This is a genomic window from Streptomyces sp. NBC_00019 (genome assembly GCF_045041015.1).
Taxonomy (GTDB): domain Bacteria; phylum Actinomycetota; class Actinomycetes; order Streptomycetales; family Streptomycetaceae; genus Streptomyces.
In genome coordinates this window covers 2565375-2582492 of sequence record NZ_CP108302.1, presented here as the reverse complement: position 1 = coordinate 2582492, position 17118 = coordinate 2565375, and the positions used below count along the sequence as shown (strand labels likewise).

14 protein-coding genes and 1 pseudogene are annotated in these 17118 nt (G+C 70.8%); 11 read left to right on the top strand and 4 right to left on the bottom strand.

Features of this window, described 5'->3' with window-relative positions:
- Positions 1-19 precede the first annotated feature (19 nt).
- The 4 genes from OHU89_RS12380 to OHU89_RS12365 all read left to right on the top strand — a co-directional run bounded on the left by OHU89_RS12380 (position 20) and on the right by OHU89_RS12365 (position 4212).
- Complete coding sequence (locus tag OHU89_RS12380; protein WP_405642383.1) at positions 20-1051, top strand: LLM class flavin-dependent oxidoreductase; 1032 nt, start codon at positions 20-22, stop codon at positions 1049-1051.
- A gap of 5 nt (positions 1052-1056) precedes the next feature.
- The gene (locus OHU89_RS12375) at positions 1057-2316 is read left to right on the top strand and encodes an NtaA/DmoA family FMN-dependent monooxygenase (protein WP_405642381.1); all 1260 of its coding nucleotides are present in this window, start codon (positions 1057-1059) and stop codon (positions 2314-2316) included.
- Positions 2317-2526: 210 nt separating this feature from the next.
- Positions 2527-3432, top strand: a complete 906-nt coding sequence (locus OHU89_RS12370) for a S1 family peptidase (protein WP_405642379.1) — start codon at positions 2527-2529, stop codon at positions 3430-3432.
- 123 nt (positions 3433-3555) lie between these two features.
- Positions 3556-4212: a hypothetical protein gene (locus OHU89_RS12365; protein WP_405642377.1), complete on the top strand. Its 657-nt coding sequence runs from the start codon at positions 3556-3558 to the stop codon at positions 4210-4212.
- Here the strand turns inward: OHU89_RS12365 and OHU89_RS12360 are convergent.
- Positions 4207-5076, bottom strand: coding sequence for an alpha/beta fold hydrolase (locus OHU89_RS12360; RefSeq protein ID WP_405642376.1), 870 nt, complete (start codon positions 5074-5076; stop codon positions 4207-4209). The genes OHU89_RS12365 and OHU89_RS12360 overlap by 6 nt on opposite strands.
- A 90-nt stretch (positions 5077-5166) precedes the next feature.
- On the opposite strand from OHU89_RS12360, the gene OHU89_RS12355 reads away from it, so the two are divergent.
- Both OHU89_RS12355 and OHU89_RS12350 read left to right on the top strand, forming a co-directional pair.
- A complete protein-coding gene (locus OHU89_RS12355; protein WP_405642374.1) occupies positions 5167-6057 on the top strand; it encodes a slipin family protein in 891 nt (296 codons plus the stop codon).
- A gap of 233 nt (positions 6058-6290) precedes the next feature.
- A complete protein-coding gene (locus OHU89_RS12350) occupies positions 6291-7373 on the top strand; it encodes a S1 family peptidase (protein ID WP_405642372.1) in 1083 nt (360 codons plus the stop codon).
- Positions 7374-7452: 79 nt separating this feature from the next.
- On the opposite strand, the pseudogene OHU89_RS12345 reads toward OHU89_RS12350, so the two are convergent.
- Positions 7453-8486 (bottom strand): annotated as a pseudogene (locus OHU89_RS12345) (DUF3533 domain-containing protein).
- Between the two features lie 133 nt (positions 8487-8619).
- Between OHU89_RS12345 and OHU89_RS12340 the strand changes: the two are divergent.
- From OHU89_RS12340 to OHU89_RS12330, 3 genes are read left to right on the top strand one after another with little or no spacing between them, the layout of a single operon-like run.
- Positions 8620-12075, top strand: a complete 3456-nt coding sequence (locus tag OHU89_RS12340; RefSeq protein ID WP_405642370.1) for a DNA polymerase III subunit alpha — start codon at positions 8620-8622, stop codon at positions 12073-12075.
- Positions 12072-13040, top strand: coding sequence for a DNA polymerase thumb domain-containing protein (locus OHU89_RS12335; RefSeq protein WP_405642368.1), 969 nt, complete (start codon positions 12072-12074; stop codon positions 13038-13040). Before OHU89_RS12340 ends, OHU89_RS12335 begins: the two co-directional genes overlap by 4 nt.
- Before the next feature lie 14 nt (positions 13041-13054).
- Positions 13055-14104 carry an NADAR domain-containing protein gene (locus tag OHU89_RS12330; RefSeq protein WP_405642366.1) on the top strand — a complete coding sequence of 350 codons (1050 nt, stop codon included), beginning with the start codon at positions 13055-13057 and terminating at the stop codon, positions 14102-14104.
- On the opposite strand, the gene OHU89_RS12325 is transcribed toward OHU89_RS12330, so the two are convergent.
- On the bottom strand, positions 14082-14456 hold the full coding sequence (locus OHU89_RS12325) for a cupin domain-containing protein (protein ID WP_405642364.1): 375 nt from the start codon (positions 14454-14456) through the stop codon (positions 14082-14084). The genes OHU89_RS12330 and OHU89_RS12325 overlap by 23 nt on opposite strands.
- A gap of 104 nt (positions 14457-14560) precedes the next feature.
- On the opposite strand from OHU89_RS12325, the gene OHU89_RS12320 reads away from it, so the two are divergent.
- Both OHU89_RS12320 and OHU89_RS12315 read left to right on the top strand, forming a co-directional pair.
- Positions 14561-15004 (top strand): MarR family winged helix-turn-helix transcriptional regulator, encoded by a 444-nt coding sequence (locus OHU89_RS12320; protein ID WP_405642362.1) that lies wholly within the window; start codon positions 14561-14563, stop codon positions 15002-15004.
- Positions 15005-15187: 183 nt separating this feature from the next.
- Complete coding sequence (locus OHU89_RS12315) at positions 15188-16051, top strand: esterase/lipase family protein (protein ID WP_405642360.1); 864 nt, start codon at positions 15188-15190, stop codon at positions 16049-16051.
- A 60-nt stretch (positions 16052-16111) separates the two neighbouring features.
- On the opposite strand, the gene OHU89_RS12310 is transcribed toward OHU89_RS12315, so the two are convergent.
- Positions 16112-17110 (bottom strand): lytic polysaccharide monooxygenase, encoded by a 999-nt coding sequence (locus tag OHU89_RS12310; protein WP_405642358.1) that lies wholly within the window; start codon positions 17108-17110, stop codon positions 16112-16114.
- Positions 17111-17118: the final 8 nt, after the last annotated feature.

Below are 17118 nucleotides of genomic sequence, written 5' to 3'. Positions count from 1 at the left end.
TTCTCTCGAAGGTGCTGTGATGTTGCATCTCTCCGCCGCTGTCGACCAGCCATCCGCCCAGGACGCCGACTCCTACGTCGAACTGGCCCGGCTGGCCGAACACGGTGTCCTCGACTTCGTGACGCTGGACGACACCTTCGCCCGCCCCGGGCTCGACGCGCTCGCCGTCCTGTCCCGGGTGGCCCCGGCCACCGGCCGGATCGGTCTCGTGCCGACCGTCACGACCGCCCACACCGAGCCCTTCCACGTCCAGGCGGCCGTCGCGACCCTCGACTGGGTCAGCCGGGGCCGGGCCGGCTGGCGGCTCGACGTGTCGACCACCGAGGGCGAGGCCCGTCTCTTCGGCCGCCGGCACGCCGCCCCCGCCGACGCGCTGTGGTGGGAGGCCGGTGAAGTGGCCGATGTGGCCGCGAAGTTGTGGGACAGCTGGGAGGACGACGCCGAGATACGGGACGAGTCGACCGGCCGTTTCATCGACCGGGACAAGCTGCACCACGTCGACTTCGAGGGCACGGAGTTCTCGGTGCGGGGCCCCTCGATCGTGCCGCGCCCTCCGCAGGGCCACCCGGTCCGGGTGGTCGACGCCTCCGAGGGGCAGGCCCGGGACACCGCCGCCCGGTACGCGGACGTGGCGCTCGTACGGTCCGTGAGCGCCGCGCACGCGCGTGCCGTGCGGGACCAACTGCGCGCCGCCGCGGTGAGGTTCGGGCGCGATCCCGACGGACTGCGGGTCCTCGCCGGCCTCGTCGTCGACCTCGGCGACGGGGAGCACGCGGCCGAGCCGGGCCACGGCGGGGGCGGCCCCCGGCAGACCGCGCAGGGCCCGCTGTACCGCGGCGGCCCCGTCGACCTCGCGGACCTGATCGCCTCCTGGCACGGGGAGGGCGCCGTCGACGGTTTCCACCTCACGCCCGCCGAGCCACGCCGTGACCTGGAGCGGCTTGTCAACGGCACGGTGGCGCTCCTCCAGCACCGCGGACTGTTCCGCACCTTCTACCCGGGCAGCACGCTCCGGGAGCACCTGGGTCTGGCCCGGCCCGTCAACCAATAAGCGTCATGACCGAACGACCGCTCAAACAGATCCGTCTCGCGGCGCACTTCCCGGGCGTCCACAACGCCACCGTCTGGGTCGATCCGCGCTCTCGGTCCCAGATCGAGTTCTCCTCCTTCGAGCACCTGGCCCGCACGGCCGAACGCGGTCTGTTCGACTTCTTCCTCCTCGCCGAGGGGCTGCGGCTGCGCGAACACAAGGGCCGTATCCACGACCTGGACGTGGTGGGGCGCCCGGAGTCGATCACCGTGCTCAACGCGCTCGCCGCCGTCACGGAGCACCTGGGGCTCGCCGCCACCGTCAACGCGACCTTCAACGAGCCGTACGAACTCGCCCGCAGACTCGCCACGTTGGACCATCTCAGCGGGGGCCGGGCCGCCTGGAACGTGGTGACCTCCTCCGACGCCTTCACCGGGGAGAACTTCCGGCGCGGCGGCTTCCTCGACCGGGCCGAACGGTACGCACGGGCGGCCGAGTTCGTGGCCACCGCACGGGAGTTGTGGGACTCCTGGACACCGGACGGGCTGTCCCGGCCGTTCGCCCACCGCGGGCAGCACTTCGACATCGCGGGCGAGTTCACCGTGCCGCGCTCGCCGCAGGGGCATCCGGTCGTCATCCAGGCCGGGGACTCGGAAGAGGGGCGGGAGTTCGCCGCCGCCACGGCCGATGTGGTCTTCACCCGGCAGACCTCGCTGGAGGGCGGTCGCGCCTTCTATGCCGATGTGAAGGGGCGCCTGGCGAAGTACGGCCGTACCTTCGAGGACCTGAAGATCATGCCCGGGGTCGGTGTCGTCCTCGGCGACACCGCCGCGGAGGCGCAGGAGAAGGCCGCCGAGATCCGTCGGCAGCAGACCTCCCCGCAGACCGCGATCCTCACGCTGGAGCAGATCTGGGGCGTCGACCTCTCCTCGTACGGCGAACCGCGCAGCGTCCGCGTGGAGAACGCGGACGGACGGCCGCGCGGCCTCGGGCTGGGCGGAGAGCTGGCGTTCACCCTCGACGGACAGGAGTTCACGTTCCAGGTGACGGTCGAGGCGGACGGATCGCTGTGGGCGGTTTTCGGCGACGCGACGAGCGGGTCGAGCAGCCACCGCTTCCGGTTCCTGCGGCCCGCCGCACCCGACGCCGAGGGGCGCACGACGGTCGACTTCAACCGCGCTCTGCTTCCGCCGTGCGCATTCGCCGACCACTTCATCTGCCCCTTCCCGCCGCCGGGGAATACGCTGGGCATCGCCATCGAGGCGGGGGAGCGCACCCTGCTCTGAGGAGCGGTCAGCTCACGGGGAACGCATGGGTGGTTCAAAGCTTGACGGCCGAAAGGCGCCCTTGCGGCTACCGGTCGTTCGGCCGAATACTCCCCCTCAGCGCTTGTCAGGGGCACGGCGTGTTCGGAATCCGGACATTCGGGCCTCTGGCTGCGCCTCACGGGCCCCGACCCCACGCGGGCCCCCAACCTCCCTGGGAGGGAACGAAAAGTGAGGATCAAGCGCACCACCCCCCGCAGCGGCATTACGAGACGGACCCGGCTGATCGCCGTATCCTCCGGACTCGTGGCCGCCGCCGCGATCGCGATCCCCAACGCGAACGCCGCCCCGGACGCGACCCCCTTCAGCGCCAACGAGCTGAAGAGCGCCAACAGTTCGGTGCTCAAGGCCGATGTCCCGGGCACCGCCTGGGCCGTCGACAGCAAGACCAACCGTGTCGTCGTCACCGTCGACAGCACGGTCTCCAAGGCGGAGATCGCGAAGATCAAGCGGCAGGCCGGCGCCAACGCCGACGCGCTGACGATCAAGCGGACGAACGGCACGTTCAGCAAGTTCATCCAAGGCGGCGACGCCATCTATGCGAGTAGCTGGCGCTGCTCGCTCGGCTTCAACGTCCAGGACAGCAGCGGCACCCAGTACTTCCTGACCGCCGGTCACTGCACCGACGGCGCGGGCACCTGGTACTCCAACTCCGGGCGCACCACGGTCATCGGCTCGACCGCCGGCTCCAGCTTCCCGGGCAACGACTACGGCATCGTGCGCTACTCCGGGTCCGTCAGCCGGCCCGGCACCGCGAACGGGGTGGACATCACCCGCGCCGCCACGCCGTCCGTGGGCACCACCGTCATCCGCGACGGCTCCACCACCGGCACCCACAGCGGCCGGGTCACCGCCCTCAACGTGAGCGTCAACTACGGCGGCGGCGATGTCGTCGGCGGTCTGATCCAGACCACCGTCTGCGCCGAGCCCGGCGACTCCGGCGGCTCGCTCTACGGCAGCAACGGCACCGCGTACGGTCTCACCTCCGGCGGCAGCGGCAACTGCTCCTCCGGTGGCACGACCTTCTTCCAGCCGGTCACGGAGGCCCTGAGCGCCTACGGCGTCAGCGTCTACTAGTCCCGACCGGTCGACTGCACCTGTACGGCTCGCACCGCAGCCGGCACCTGGTGAGCCCCCGCACGCGCCTGCCGTGCGGGGGCTCGCTATTGTCGGCGTCAACACGGGGAGAGGACCGGGGCGTTGGAGTTCGACGACCGGCAACGGCGGGTGCGGCGCAGTCCGTTGTTGTTCGTGGCGCCGCTGGTGCTGCTGATCCTGCTGACGCTGGTGCTGCTGTGGGAGATCGTGCGGTCGAACATCACCGGCGACCTGGCCCGGCAGTGGCCCTGGCGGCTACGGCTCATGGACATGAACCCGCTGGGCGCGCTGCTCGCGGTGGCGCTCGCTGCGGTCTTCGGGCGAGCCCAGTACGCGCGGACGGTACGGCCCGCACTGGGCTGGAGTTCCTCCTGGGCGGTCGGTGACCTCGGCCCGGACGAGCCCGGCTGGCATGTGGAAGTGGTGAACGGCGGCTCGCAGCACGCGGTGGTGGAGCGGGCGGACTACTGCTTCGTCCCGCGCGGCGAGGAGCCCACCGAATGGACCGACCACGCCGGGGTGCTGGAGGAGCTCGCCGACCGGGGGCTCGTACAGGGCAAGGACTACTACCTGCGGCTGACCGGCGCCGGGTTCCCTCTGGGCAACGGGGGGATGCGAGCCGGGGCGTACGGCCGTCGGTTCGTCGGCGAGATCGACCAGCTGCGCCTGCGGCTGCGCGTCACCGACGCCGTGGGGGACAGTCACGAGCGGGTCATGGACCTGATGCGGGGCGCCCGCATGGAGCGCCCCGGATCATGACGCCGGGCACAGCCAGTCCAGTACGGCGGGCAGCGCCTCGATCGCCCCGAAATGACCGGCGTCCGGGTCCAGGACGGGTCGGGCGCGGGGGACGCGGTCCAGGAGCCACTCGAAGTGGCCCACCGGGGAGAACCGGTCCTGGGCGCCGTGCCACAGCAGGACCGGCCGCGTGATGTCCGCCGGGTCGAAGCCCCAGTGGCTCAGCAGGGCGAGGGAGTCGTCGAGCCAGCCGTACGCCGAAGTGCGCAGTGCCTCGCGGTAGTTGCGCAGCAGCATGTCGCCGACGGCCGGCTGGGAGATGATCCGCCGGTCGGCGTCGGTGAGCCCGTCGCGGATGGTCACGAGCAGCTGGGCGGGGTCCTGGCGGATGGCGGCGGCCCGGGAGGCGAGCCGCTCCGCGAAGGCGAGTGTGTCGGTCAGCGCCAGGGTGTAGTCCTCGACGTTGGAGGCGGCCATGCCGTCGAACCAGCTCAGCCCCTCCGCGTCCGGTGGCGCGAGGGACACCAGCGCCGCCGCCCGCCGTACCCGCGCGGGCATCAGCGCCGCACAGGCGAGGGCGTGCGGGGCGCCGCCCGACCGCCCGAGGACGGAGAACTTCTCCAGCCCGAGGGCGTCGGCCAGATCAGCCACGTCCCGGGCCGCGTCGGCGACCCGGCGTCCCGGGTGCCGGTCCGAGTCCGCGTAGCCGGGACGGTCGTAGGCGATGAACCGCACCCATGGGTGTGCCTTGACGACGTCGTCGGGCACGACCCCGGACCGGCAGCCCGGGGTGCCGTGCAGCAGCACCACCGGTGTGCCGTCCCGGTCGCCGTACTCCTCGACCGTCAGCCACCTGCCGTCGCGCGTCTGTATGCCGTCGAGCACCTGTGTCCTCCGTCTCCCCATCGTGTACATCGCGGAGTTACCGTCGAAGTACACACCTTGAGCGCCTGATTCGGACCCTGGGGGGCCGTCATGGTCGAGGAGCTGGTGGCAGCGGGCGTGACACTCGCCTCCGCCGGAGCGGTGTACGTGATGGCGGCCGCACGGGTCGTCAAACAGTACGAGCGGGGCGTGGTCTTCCGTCTCGGCAAGCTCCGCTCGGAAGTGCGCGGGCCGGGGTTCACGATGATCGTTCCGGGCATCGACAAGCTCCGGAAGGTCAACATGCAGATCGTGACGATGCCGGTGCCCGGCCAGGAGGGCATCACCCGGGACAACGTCACGGTGCGGGTCGACGCGGTCGTCTACTTCAAGGTGACCGCGCCGGCCGAGGCGATCATCCGGGTCGAGGACTACCGGTTCGCGGTCGCGCAGATGGCCCAGACCTCGCTCAGGTCCATCATCGGCAAGAGCGAGCTGGACGATCTGCTGTCCAACCGCGAGAAGCTCAACCAGGGACTGGAGTTGATGATCGACAGCCCCGCCGTGGAGTGGGGCGTCACCATCGACCGGGTCGAGATCAAGGACGTCTCCCTGCCCGAGACCATGAAGCGTTCCATGGCCCGGCAGGCCGAGGCCGACCGGGAGCGGCGGGCCCGAGTCATCAACGCCGACGCCGAACTCCAGGCGTCGAAGAAGCTCGCCGAGGCGGCCAAGGAGATGTCCGAGCAGCCGGCCGCGCTGCAACTGCGGCTGCTGCAGACGGTGGTGGCGGTGGCGGCCGAGAAGAACTCGACGCTGGTGCTGCCCTTCCCCGTCGAGCTGCTGCGGTTCCTGGAGAGGGCGGCGCCGGCGCCCGGACCGGTGCAGCAACCGCAGCAACCAGTGCGTTCTGTGGAGGAGCAACCGGTGCAGGAGCAACTGCCGTCGCCCCAGCCTCGTTTGGATCCGGGCTCCGAGGGGTCGAATTCAAGACAGGACTAGACCTCACAGGCTGCTCATTGGTTACCCGCACGTAGTGTTTGCACTGCGAAGCTGCCTGGCATGACTGTCCACGGTCAATTCGGAAGGGGCGCGCAACCGCGTTCTACGCGCGTCCGGAACTCAACCTTGTGCGCCCCCCGCCGGGTTCGAAAGAGTAAGGGCTCGTCAACCAGCCTTCCGGCCCGCGAGGTCCCCACAACCGACCGGGCCGACCCCCCACAGGAGGACCCGAGTTGAAGCACCGACGCATACCCAAGCGGCGGGCAGCCCTGGCAGGTGCGGGAATCACCGCACTGGTCGCCGCGGGCATCACCTTCCAGACTGCGAACGCCAGCGAGCCCACGAAGAGCTCCGCACCCGAGACCCTGTCGGTCGCGGCGGCCGGAAAGCTCGCCTCGACGCTCGGCGAGGACCTCGGAACCGCCGCGGCGGGAACGTATTACGACGCGAAGGCCAAGAACCTCGTCGTGAACGTCCTCAGCGAGACCGCGGCCGACACCGTCGAGGCGGCCGGCGCCAAGGCGCGGGTCGTGGCGAACTCCCTCGCCGAGCTGAAGAGCGCCCGCGGCACGCTCAAGCAGGACGCGACGATCCCGGGTACGTCCTGGGCGACCGACCCGACCACCAACAAGGTGGTCGTCACCGCCGACCGCACGGTCTCCGACGCGGAGTGGGCCAAGCTCACGAAGGTCGTCGACGGGCTCGGCGCCAAGGCCGAACTCCAGCGCACGAAGGGGGAGTTCAAGCCCTTCGTCGCCGGCGGTGACGCGATCACCGGTGGCAGCGGGCGGTGCTCGCTCGGGTTCAACGTGGTCAAGGGCGGGGAGCCGTACTTCCTCACCGCCGGGCACTGCACCGAGTCCATCTCCACCTGGTCGGACTCGAGCGGGACCGAGATCGGCACGAACGAGGTGTCCAGCTTCCCGGACAACGACTACGGGCTGGTCAAGTACACCGCCGAGGTCGACCACCCGAGCGAGGTGAATCTCTACAACGGGTCCTCGCAGGCGATCACGGGGGCCGCGGCGGCGACGGTCGGGCAGTCGGTCACGCGCAGCGGCTCCACGACGCAGGTGCACTCCGGGAAGGTCACGGGGCTGGACGCGACCGTGAACTACGGGAACGGCGACATCGTCAACGGTCTGATCCAGACGGACGTCTGCGCGGAGCCCGGGGACAGTGGTGGCTCGCTGTTCTCCGGAAGCAGCGCGATCGGGCTCACCTCGGGTGGCAGCGGTGACTGCACCTCCGGTGGGGAGACGTTCTTCCAGCCGGTGACCGAGGCGTTGTCGGCCACGGGGACGTCGATCGGCTGACGGTTCGTGGTTCGTTGAAGTCCCGCCCCTTCGGGGCGGGACTTCTTGTTTCCCACGTCCCGGTGGCCACCGGGACGTACTACGGCATCCGAGCCGGCAATGGTTCGTCCTCGCGCTTCCTCCGCAGCCCCGCCATCCCCAGCGTGACCGCGATCCCGGCCGCCGCCCATGCCGACAGCACCAGCAGGGAGGCGGTCGTGTCGTTGCCCTTGAAGTAGGCGATCGAGCGGGCCGTCCAGGTCCCCGCGCCCGGTGGCAGCGCCGGGCCGATCGCCTGCCAGAACGGCGGCAGCATCGGCAGCGGGAAGGCCCTGCCCGCGCTCGGGTTGCCCGCGATCACCACGAGCAGGATCGCGATACCGATGCCGATGATCCCGAAGATCGCCTGGAGGGCGAGGGTCGCCGCCCCCACCGCGAAGGTGACCAGCGCGCCGAGTCCCCAGAGGGCGAGCACGCTGCCCGGCAGCGCGTCCAGGATCGGCCCCACGATCACCGCGCCGCCCAGTCCGCCGACGATCGACGCCAGCGCCATCACGATCAGCCGGATCACCGCGCGGCGTGGGTCGGCGGGCCGGGCGCCGGCGCTGATCGCCAGGATCGAGGCACACAGATAGCCGCCGACGCACCAGCCGACGACCAGGTAGAAGGCCGACAGACCGTCGAAGTCCTGGGACGAGGCCGGGGCCACGTCCACCGTCCTGATGCTCCGCTTCTGAGGGGCCTCCAGGGCGGTGAGGTACCTCTCCAGGGTGGTGGCGAGGACGGTGCCGCCGCCGCTCGCGACGAGGAGCGTGTCGGTCGTCCCGGCCGGGTCGATGACCAGCGCCCCGTCGATGTCCCGGTTCAGGATCTGCTTCCGGGCCGTCGCCTCGTCGGCCACCGTGCGCGGGTCCAGGGGCGAGCCGGGCAGCTTCTCCATCGGGCCACCGCCTGCTCGGCGGCGGCTCGCGGTGCGGCCACCCCGAACGGCACGTTCTTCGGCTTCGGATTGTGCAGCGCCCCCACATAGGAGGCGATGAACAGCAACTGGAGGGCGATCACTCCGATGACCAGCAGCGTGGCCCGCGGGGTGACCGCGTCCTTCACCTCGGCGAGAAAGCTGTTCTGCGTCATGTCCTCACAGTCCGAGGTGAGGGACGTTTCCGCAGGTGGGAGGCGGCCGAACGGTTGTCGTACACATGTTCGAGATTGGGGGTATGGTGGGGGTGAGGCAGTTGGGAACTGATGTTCGAAAATGGAGGCGCGGGTGCCAGGGTTCACGCATCTGCACACCGTCTCCGGGTTCTCCCTGCGCTACGGCGCCTCCCACCCGGAGCGGCTGGCCGAGCGCGCCTTCGAGCGGGGCATGGACGCCCTCGCCCTCACCGACCGCGACACCCTCGCGGGCACGGTCCGCTTCGCCAAGGCCTGCGCGAAGGCAGGGGTGCGGCCGGTGTTCGGCGTGGAGCTGGCGGTGGAGGAACCCGCGCCGGAACCCGTACGGCAGGGTGATTCCGTACGACCCGAAAAGCGCCGCGCGCCCGTGCGCGGAGGTGCCTTCATCGATGAGTCGACACCCCGCGTCACCTTCCTCGCCCGGGACGGCGCCCACGGCTGGGCCGACCTGTGCCGGCTCGTCACGGCGGCACACTCCGAGAAGGGGAGCAAAGGGGCGGAGGGCGCGCCCCTGCTGCCCTGGACCGAGAACAAAGGGGACGGCCTGACCGTCCTGCTCGGCCCCGCCTCCGACGTCGGCCGCGCCCTCGCCGCCGGACGCCCCGACCGGGCGGCCCGGCTCCTGGCCCCCTGGCGCGAGGCCTACGGCGACGCCCTCAGGCTGGAGGCCGTCTGGCACGGCCGCGAGGGCACCGGCCCCGGCTCCCTGCGCCTCGCCGCCCGCACTGTCGGTTTCGCCGCCGAACAGCGTGTGCGTCCCGTGCTCAGCAACGCCGTCCGCTACGCCGACCCCGGCCAGGGCCCGGTCGCCGATGTCCTGGACGCCGCTCGTCGCCTGGTCCCCGTCGACCCGACGAAGGAGCTGGACTCCGGCGAGGCCTGGCTCAAGGACCCGTCCGCCATGCTGGCGGCGGCCGAGCGGATCGTGGAGGCCGCGGGCTTCAGGCGCGACACCGCCCACCGACTGCTGGAGCAGACCTGGGCGACGGCCGCCGAGTGTCTGGTCGACCCCGAGGACGACCTCGGCATCGGCACCGTCCACTTCCCCGAACCGCACCTCGTCGGCGCGAGCCGCCGCACCGCCCAGCGGACGCTCGCCTCACGGGCGGCGGCGGGGATGGTGGTGAAGGGGTACGCCGGTCGGCGCGCCTACTGGGAGCGGATGCACCGGGAGCTGGACATCATCGCCCACCACGGCTACGCCTCCTACTTCCTGACGGTCGCTCAAGTGGTGGACGACGTACGGGACATGGGCGTCCGGGTGGCCGCGCGCGGCTCCGGTGCCGGGTCCCTCGTCAACCACCTCCTCGGCATCGCCCACGCCGACCCGGTCGAACACGGGCTGCTGATGGAGCGGTTCCTGTCCAAACGCCGGCTCGTGCTGCCCGACATCGACATCGACGTGGAGTCCGCCCGTCGCCTGGAGGTCTACCGCGCGATCATCGGCCGGTTCGGCACCGAGCGGGTGGCGACGGTCGCGATGCCGGAGACGTACCGGGTGCGGCACGCGATCCGGGACGTGGGCGCGGCCCTGTCCATGGACCCCGCCGACATCGACCGCATCGCCAAGTCGTTCCCGCACATCCGGGCCCGGGACGCCCGCGCGGCACTGGAGGAGCTGCCCGAACTGCGCGCGCTGGCAGGGGAGAAGGAGCGGTACGGACGGCTCTGGGAACTGACCGAGGCCCTCGACGCCCTCCCGCGCGGAGTCGCCATGCACCCGTGCGGGGTGCTCCTCTCCGACGCCTCCCTTCTCGCCCGTACGCCGGTCATGCCGACCAGTGGCGAGGGTTTCCCCATGTCGCAGTTCGACAAGGGCGACGTCGAGGACCTCGGGCTGCTCAAGCTCGATGTGCTGGGCGTGCGGATGCAGTCGGCGATGGCGCACGCGGTCGCGGAGGTGGAGCGGGCGACGGGAGACCGGATCGACCTGGACGCCGTGCCACCGGGCGACCCGGCGACGTACCAGCTCATCCGCTCCACCGAGACGTTGGGCTGCTTCCAGATCGAGTCGCCGGGCCAGCGGGACCTGGTCGGGCGGCTCCAGCCGGCCACCTTCCACGACCTCGTCGTCGACATCTCGCTCTTCAGGCCGGGTCCGGTCGCCGCCGACATGGTGCGGCCGTTCATCGAGGCGAGGCACGGACGGGCGCCCATCAGGTATCCGCACCCGGACCTGGAGGAGCCGCTGAAGGGGACGTACGGGGTCGTCGTCTTCCACGAGCAGATCATCGACATCGTCGACATCATGACCGGCTGCGGCCGCGGCGAGGCGGACCGGGTGCGGCGCGGGCTGTCCGACCCGGAGTCGCAGGGGCGGATCCGGTTCTGGTTCGCGCAGCACGCGGCGGTGAACGGATACGACGCGGAAACGATTCAGCGGACCTGGGAGATCATCGAGGCCTTCGGTTCTTACGGCTTCTGCAAGGCGCACGCGGTCGCCTTCGCCGTACCGACGTACCAGTCGGCGTGGCTGAAGGCGCATCACCCGGCGGCCTTCTACGCGGGGCTGCTCACGCACGACCCCGGGATGTATCCGAAGCGGCTGCTGCTGGCGGACGCGCGACGGCGTGGGGTGCCGATCCTGCCGTTGGACGTGAACCGGTCGGCGGTCGCACACGGTATCGAACTGGTGTCTGAGTCCCCTGTGGTGTGGGGGCTGCGGCTCGCCCTCTCCGACGTGCACGGCATCAGCGAGGCCGAGGCGGCGCGGATCGCGGACGGGCAACCGTACGACTCGCTGCTGGACTTCTGGGAGCGGGCGCGCCCGAGCCGGCCGCTCGCCCAAAGGCTGGCCCAGGTGGGCGCGTTGGACTCCTTCGGCGCCAACCGGCGTGATCTGCAACTGCACCTGACCGAGCTGCACCGGGGCGCGAGGGGTGCGGGCGGAGGCCAACTCCCGCTGGCCGGCGGGCGGAAGACCGCGCCCGCCGGGCTGCCGGACCTGTCCTCCGCCGAGAAGCTCAGTGCCGAGCTGGGTGTGCTGTCGATGGACGCCTCGCGCAACCTGATGGACGACCACCGGGAGTTCCTGGGGGAGTTGGGCGTGGTCGACGCACGCCGGCTGCGGGACGCGCGGCACGGTGAGACGGTCCTCGTCGCGGGCGCCAAGGCGGCCACCCAGACACCGCCGATCCGGTCCGGCAAGCGGGTCATCTTCAGCACCCTGGACGACGGCACCGGCCTGGTCGACCTCGCCTTCTTCGACGACTCGCACGACGCCTGCGCCCACACCGTCTTCCACTCCTGGCTGCTGCTGGTGCGCGGGGTGGTGCAGCGCCGCGGCCCGCGCAGCCTCAGCGTGGTGGGCGCCGCCGCCTGGAACCTCGCCGAACTGGTCGAACTGCGCGCCGAGCACGGCCTCGACGCGGTCTCCGCCCGGTTGGCGGAACCCGTGCCGGAAGGGGCCGGTGATTCGACCGGCGGCCGGCGCATCCAGATGCCGACGGGATACGAACTGCATCCGTGGGCGGATCTGCGACCTGCGGGTCAAGAGCCTTCACAGGTACGGAAGTTGTGGCACCAGAGTCCGGGGAGTGCGGGATGACCATCCTCTGCGTACGTTTCCAGCTGCCGCCGACGGGCGAGGCGGCCCTGTCGGGTCTGCTCGGGTTGCTGGAGGAGTTCACGCCGGTCGTCGAGGCGCTGCCACCGGACGCGGCGCTGGCCGATCTGCGGGGCGCCGAACGGTACTTCGGGCGGGACGCCGTCGAACTGGCCTCGGTGATCCGGGTCCGCGCCCTCGCGCTGTACGGGGTCGACTGCGTGATCGGCGCTGGGCCGGGCCGGATGCTGGCCCGGATGGCGATGAAGGATGCGCGGCCCGGACTGACCTGCGCGGTGACCGAGGAGGAGGGTGCGGACTTCCTCGCCGGGAAGCCCGTCGCCGCACTCCCCGGCGTCGGTACGGCCACCGCCCGCACCCTGTGCGAGTACGGCCTCGACACCCTCGGCCTGGTCGCCGCCGCACCCCTGTCCACGCTCCAGCGCCTGGTGGGTGCGCGGGTCGGCCGTGAACTGCGGGAGAAGGCGAGCGGAGTCGATCGCGGCCGGGTGGTCCCGAACGCGATCTCCCGCTCCCTGGCCGCCGAACGCCCCTTCACCCGCGACGAGTTGGACCCGGACCGGCACCGCCGCAGTCTGCTCGCCGCCGCCGACGAACTGGGCGCCCGACTGCGCGCCCTGGACAAGATCTGCGGCGCCCTCACCCTCACCGTCCGCTACGCCGACCGCTCGGCGACGACCCGCACCCGCACCCTGAAGGAACCCACCGCACACTCGGCCGCGCTGACCAGGACGGCCTACGAGATGTACGAGGCACTCGGCCTCCAGCGCGCCCGGGTCCGCTCGCTGTCCCTGCGCGCCGAGAGCCTCGGCCCCGCCGAACAGGCCTCCCACCAGCTCACCTTCGACCCCGCCGACGAGAAGCTCCGCCGCATCGAGGAGGTCGCGGACCGTGTGCGAGCCAGGTTCGGGCCGCACGCGCTGATGCCGGGGTCGCTGGCGGCGTGACATAGGGTGCCCGCATGACATGGCGGGGGCCGACGTATCGGACGGTGGGCGGGGAGAAGGTCGACGGGGTCTGGTGCCATGTGTGGCTCCGGCACCAGCTGGGCGACGTGTATTACGTGCACGATCTCGTCGTGTACGCGGACGGCGCGATCAAGTGCGAGGGAAGCGATCTCGTCGACCTCGCCGGGCTGGAGCGCAGGCTGGCCAAGGGGATCATCGCGGTGCGGGATCCCGGGGCGCCGCCGCCTCCCGAGCAGCCGTCCAGGTGGGGCGCCCGGTACCCCGAGCCGCTCACCCCGGAGAACTTTCTCCTCGAAGTCGCCGACCGCATCGACGAGTTGAGCGGCAGACCGACGGCGGCCCAGCGCTGCCACGAGGCGATCCGGCACTACCGGCAGGAGCCGACCGAGCTCAGCCGTGAGGCCCTTCGAAAGGCATACCTGGCGATTCCGGCGCACCTTCGCGTCTACGTTCTGGGCGACATGGAGCGCCAGGACCGCCCCCTGCGGATCCTGCTCACCGACGTGGGCGAGCCCGTGGACGGGGACGGCCCGGTGGTGACCGAGGAGATGCACCGGGACGTTCTCGAGTTCTTCGACGAGTACGACCACGGAGTCACGGAGCGGCCGCGACCGGCGTACGCGGACGACCCGGCCGAGGCCGTCCTGCCACCCGTCGTTCTGCGCGACGTCATCTACCCCCGGGGCTGGCCCGAGGAACTCGACCTCTTCGTGCTGCGGAACAACTACCCCGCCGAGGTCCACTTCGCCGGCGGCACCCATCCCTCCGTGCACGAGGGTTACTGGACCCTGGCCGAGAGCCACCAGGGCGACGACTGGCCCGACGTACGCCTCGCCGTCATGGCCGGCCTCCTGCGCGCGAAGTTCACCCAGCACCCCGACCTCGCCGAGATCCTCCTCGCCACCGGCAATGCGACGATCAGTTACACCGGCCACAAGGAGTCCCCCTACTGGCGGGACGCCGGCTCCCGCGGCGGCCGCAACTGGATCGGCCGGCTGCTGGAGTTGGTCCGCTCCGAGCTCAGTTGGCCCACGGCGGGGTGATGACCGTGCCGTCGGCCAGTGTTGCCTCCAGGCCGATGGACGTGGTGACCCAGGAGACCGCGGTCCGATCGGTCGGGTTCTCGACGCTCAGGGTTGCGCCGGGGTTGATGATCAGGGTGTCACCCGCCGTGATGCGGTGGGTGTCGTCGTCGAGGGTGATCAGGAGTTCGCCGTCGAGGAGATGGAAGATCTCCTCGCGGTTGACCGTGTGAGCGGGGCCTTTCGTCCCCGCCGGGATCTCGCCGCGCCAAGCGCACAGCTCCTTGCTGCCGGTGAGGGGAGTGGCGTACGAGACGAAGCGGGCGCCGTGGATCTCGTGCGTGACGGCTTCGGACGAGCGGATGACGGGCATGGAGTGCCTCCGGATCGGCGAATCGGTAATTGGTCAAGCAGCTTGACTATATGCCTCTATGGTCAAGCTGCTTGACCAACCTGTCAAGGGTGTTCAATGCATCCGTGCAGAACTCCGAAGCCCTGGCCCTGTCCGCCGTCCTGCTCGCCGCCGCGGGCGACCTGACGCAGCGCATCAATGACGGTGTCATCGCGCGGGGGTTCGAGGGGCGGCCCATGTACGGGTTCGCCTTCACCCGGCTCGCCCCGGACGGGGCCACGGTCACCGAGATCGCCGTGCATCTGGGGGTGACCAAGCAGGCAGCCAGTCAGCTCGTCGAGGAGCTCGTGCGGAAGGGATATGTCGAGCGGCGGCCGCATCCCGACGATGCGCGGGCCCGGCTCGTGGTGCTGACCGAGCGGGGGTGGGCATGCACCCGGGCCGCGGAGGAGGCTGCCGCGGAGGTCGTCCGGATGTGGGCCGAGCTGATCGGTGAGGGTGGAGTGCGGGCGTTGCGTGATCAATTGGGGCGCATCGCCCCCTATGGTCCCATCAGGCCTGCCTGGTGATGGTTCATCAGGGAACGCACTTGAGTCGCACTCGCCTCCGGTTAGCACTGGAAGTTTTTACTGACGCGTAACTTCACAAGTGCACTACCCGTTCGTAACTTGACGAGTGAACAGCATCCTCGTGATCCGGATCACAGGGCGTAAGGCCATCGCAACTCCCTTGAGCCGCAAGGAGATCACCCGATGCTGCCCTGGAAACGACTGCTCAGACCCCTGACCGCGCTGCTGCTGACCGCATCGGTCGTCCTCGTCCCCGCCGCCACCAGCGCCCATGCCGCCGACGCTCCCAGCCGAGGCTGGAACGACTTCTCCTGCAAGCCGTCCGCCGCCCACCCCCACCCCGTCGTTCTCGTGCACGGCACCTTCGCCAACTCCGTCGACAACTGGCTGGGCCTCGCGCCGTACCTGAAGAACCGCGGGTACTGCGTCTACTCCTTCGACTACGGCCAACTGTCCGGCGTCCCCGTCTTCTACGGACTCGGCCCCATCGACAAGTCGGCCGAGCAGCTGTCCACCTTCGTCGACAAGGTGCTCGGTTCGACCGGCGCCACCGAGACCGACCTCGTCGGCCACTCGCAGGGCGGCATGATGCCCCGCTACTACCTCAAGTTCCTCGGCGGAGCCGCGAAGGTGGACGCCCTCGTCGGTATCGCGCCCAGCAATCACGGCACCACGCTGGGCGGCCTCACCCAGTTGCTGGACTACTTCCCCGGAGCCGGCGGCCTGCTCTCGCAGAGCACCCCGGCCCTCGCCGACCAGGTCGCCGGATCGCCCTTCCTCACCAAGCTCAACGAGGGCGGCGACACCGTCCCCGGCGTGAAGTACACGGTCCTCGCCACCAAGTACGACGAGGTGGTCACGCCGTACCGGAGCCAGTTCCTCAGCGGATCCGGCGTCAACAACGTGGTGATCCAGGACCTGTGCCCGCTCGACCTCTCCGAGCACGCGGCGATCGGACTGCTCGACCTGATCGCCTTCCACGAGGTCACCAACGCGCTCGACCCCGCGCACGCCACCCCGACCACCTGTGCGTCGGTCCTCGGATAAGGCATGACCGGGGGCTGTCCGGCCTGAGCCGCCGGACAGCCCCCGCCCCCCGTGGTGGTCTCAGCGGCCGTGCCGGCCACCGCTCATCGCGCGCCGGCGGACCGACCCGAAGAGGATCGCCGCACCCATCGCGAGGACGGCCGCGCCGCCCATGGCGACATACGCCGTGCTGCTGTCGCCACCGGTCTCGGCGAGGTCCTCCGTGGCACCGGCCGCCTTCACCTCGTTCGCGGGCACGGCGGCGGCCGTCTCCGATTCCGTCGCGGTCGGCTCCGCCGAGGTGTCGGCGTCCTGGTCGCCGTGGCCGTGGTGCTCGACGGTCGACTCGTCCTCGCCCTCCTCGATCTGTTCCTCGGAAGGGGCGGAGGCGCTCGGGGCAGGGGACGCGCTGCTCTCCGGGCCGGCCCCGGAAGAGCCACCGCTGCCGCCGAACGTCACGTCCGAGCAGGAGTAGAACGCCTCCGGGCTGTCCGAACGCTGCCAGATCCCGTACAGCAGCTGTGCGCCGGAGCGCTGCGGGAGGGTGCCGGAGAACGTGTAGTAGCCGTCCGTCGCGGTCGGGTCGGTGGCCGTCGCCACCGGGTTGTCCAGGTCCAGATCGTCCCAGGCCAGCGGCTGCGTCGGGTCGTAGCCCTCCTTGGTGAGGTACACCTTGAAGGTGCCCTTGTGCGGGGCGGTGACGCGGTACTTGAAGGTGTACGAGCCACTGCTCACGCTCGTCGTCGGCCAGTCCGCACGGGCCAGGTCGAGGCCCTTGAACTCGTCGCTGTTCGCGCTGCACAGCTTGCCGTCCGGGATCAGCGACTGGTGCTGTCCGTTCGCGTCGCCGATGCGGATGCCGTTCCAGTCGTAGAGCGCCTGCGTGCCGCCGGCCGCGACCGCCGCCTTGCACGCGGCGGACTTCGGGCTCTCGGGACCCTCCGCGTAGCACTGCGCGACCCGGCTGACCGGGTCACCCATCGTGCCGTGCGCCGACGCGGGCGCGGCGGCCAGCGCGGTGAGGGCGAGCGGGGTCAGGCCGAGGGTGGCGACGACGGCGACCTTACGGCGTGCAGGCATGGGGAAAC